This window comes from Corynebacterium sp. HMSC06C06, assembly GCF_001807295.1.
Classification (GTDB): Bacteria; Actinomycetota; Actinomycetes; order Mycobacteriales; family Mycobacteriaceae; genus Corynebacterium; species Corynebacterium striatum.
Genome location: NZ_KV788520.1, coordinates 1 through 1,361, shown reverse-complemented (window position 1 = coordinate 1,361; position 1,361 = coordinate 1). Strand labels below are relative to the sequence as shown.

Here is a 1,361-nt window from a genome sequence, read left to right as displayed (position 1 = left end):
ATAGCGTATGTTCCGCCATATGCTAAAGCATATGCCCACCCGCATGGACTGCCGTGGTTAGTATTTGTGCTGGCAGCGGGCCTATATGTTGCGGGGAAGCAGTGGGGCTGCGTGGCTTACTTGCCAGGTATTGGTGGCGTGGAATGCTTGGCCTTGGTGCAGGATTTGGCGTCCTATTTCGCCGCGCTGAGACCCGAAGAGGGCGTGGAGCATGTTCACTGTGGCGGTCGCATCGGCTACTGCTGCGTGCGCGTCGGGGTTGTCTAGCCCTAGGCGGTTAAGGAGTGCCGGTAGGTTGTAGGGGCCGCGGTCGAGTATTTGCTTGGCAAGGTCAATGGTGTCAATGAAGGGGAAGAACTCGTCCTCGTCATCGTCGACGCCGGTCATGCGGTCGACCTCAGCAACGATCATTTTTGAGTCAAACGGGGCGTTGTGAGCCAGTAGCTGCATACCGTCGATGAAGCTAGTGAAATCCCCATACACATCACTAAAGGTTGGGGCGGTTGCCACCATGTCGTTGGTAATGCCGTGAATGTGGGAGTTTTTAATGGCCTTGCCGTCAGGGTTGAGCAGTGTGTGCCAGGAGTCGACGGGGTTGAAGTGGCTGTCTGCGCGCACGGCAGCGATTTCAATGATGCGGTCGTAGCGCTTGTTAAAGCCGGTGGTTTCGGTGTCAATGACGGCAAAGACCGGTGTGCCCGGTGTGCGTGGGGTGTAGCGGTTGCGGAGGTTTTCTAAAAAGCCCATGGCCTCAAGACTAGAGACCTATACCGACATGGAGGCCTAAATGCTATCGAACACTGCGGCCAGCCTGGTTTTCTGTGGATAACCACAATGGCGGCGTGCGGGTTGTCCACAGGGTGAACGTGGTTGGCCTTTCGTGGAGGGCGTGGGTGTGGTTGCCTTAGTGCTATGAGCACTTCGCAGGACTACCCAAATACCACCCCGACTCCCACCACTACTCCCGCTGGCGGTGGTCAGCGGCGGGGGGCGAGTCTGCGGGATATTTCCCAGCAGCAGTTAAGCGCTGCTACCCAGTACATGATTGATGGGTTAATGAGCCAGGGAATGAGTGAGGCGGAAGCTATAGAGTATTTGGAGCGTGAGTTGGAAAAGGCTATCCCTGATGATTTCTGGGACAGCGGCGACTAAGAACTAGGCCTGCTTTCTTGAGCGCGGTTAGAGTTCGGCGTCTTGGTCGTCTTCGTGCTGTTCCTCTAGCTCTGGTGCGATGCCTTCGGTCTGGTTGTCGTGTGCGCTATCTGCGGTCTGGTCGCCGGTAGGTGTCTCGTCTAGTCCGAGGCTTGCGATGAAGTCGAGGCCTTCCTGTGAAGTGCCCCGAGTTTTGTTCCTAGGCATTT

Annotated in this window: 3 protein-coding genes; 1 reads left to right on the top strand and 2 read right to left on the bottom strand. The window is 56.6% G+C overall.

Features of this window, described 5'->3' with window-relative positions; translation table 11 throughout:
• Positions 1 to 81: 81 nt before the first annotated feature.
• On the bottom strand, positions 82 to 747 hold the full coding sequence (locus tag HMPREF3153_RS11255; protein ID WP_046095272.1) for a 3'-5' exonuclease: 666 nt from the start codon (positions 745 to 747) through the stop codon (positions 82 to 84).
• 165 nt (positions 748 to 912) lie between these two features.
• Between HMPREF3153_RS11255 and HMPREF3153_RS11250 the strand changes: the two genes are divergently transcribed.
• Positions 913 to 1,152, top strand: coding sequence for a hypothetical protein (locus HMPREF3153_RS11250; protein WP_046095271.1), 240 nt, complete (start codon positions 913 to 915; stop codon positions 1,150 to 1,152).
• A gap of 27 nt (positions 1,153 to 1,179) precedes the next feature.
• Here HMPREF3153_RS11250 and HMPREF3153_RS12800 read toward each other — a convergent pair.
• Positions 1,180 to 1,361, bottom strand: a 182-nt coding sequence (locus HMPREF3153_RS12800; protein ID WP_168161732.1) for a hypothetical protein, incomplete at its 5' end; no start/stop codon positions are given.